Source organism: Acetomicrobium sp. S15 = DSM 107314, from assembly GCF_016125955.1.
GTDB classification, from domain to species: Bacteria; Synergistota; Synergistia; order Synergistales; family Thermosynergistaceae; genus Thermosynergistes; species Thermosynergistes pyruvativorans.
Genome location: NZ_JADEVE010000234.1, coordinates 1 through 440 on the forward strand (window position 1 = coordinate 1; position 440 = coordinate 440).

Here is a 440-nt window from a genome sequence, read left to right on the forward strand (position 1 = left end):
ACCATGTCGAGTGAAATGTGCTGCCTGGGAGAGAAAGGCGTAGCCGAGATCAATACCTATCTATCCAGCAAAAAGAACAGCGTCGTCCAAAGCCTCGTCAACGTGATCAAAAAATATGGCACACCTCAGGAGATAAACGAGAGGGCAAAGGAGGCACGGAAGGTAGAAAACCTCATAGCTCGCCTTAACCGCGTGGAGCCTTCCTACGTAAAAGACCTCGAGTGGCTTGAGGAGCAAAAAGAACGCAAACCCTTCGTATAGAACACGAACATACGAAAGAAAGTCTCAGCCTAATGAGCAGCCGCCGAGCTGCAGGATCTCGCCGGTGGGCACGACGACTTCCAATCCCCTTACGTAATTTCTCATAATGCCATATTTTACTGCTCTGGAGCCGCCTGCGTTGCAGGCTATCATGCCGCCGAGTTGTGCTCCTTCGTCCC

General features: G+C 51.4%; 1 protein-coding gene and 1 pseudogene. One reads left to right on the forward strand and one right to left on the reverse strand.

The window, feature by feature from the left end; translation table 11 throughout:
* Positions 1–261, forward strand: a pseudogene (locus EZM41_RS06675) (hypothetical protein); the annotation flags it as partial.
* A gap of 24 nt (positions 262–285) precedes the next feature.
* Here EZM41_RS06675 and EZM41_RS06680 read toward each other — a convergent pair.
* On the reverse strand, positions 286–440 hold a 155-nt coding region (locus EZM41_RS06680), incomplete at its 5' end, for an FAD-binding protein (protein WP_198470350.1).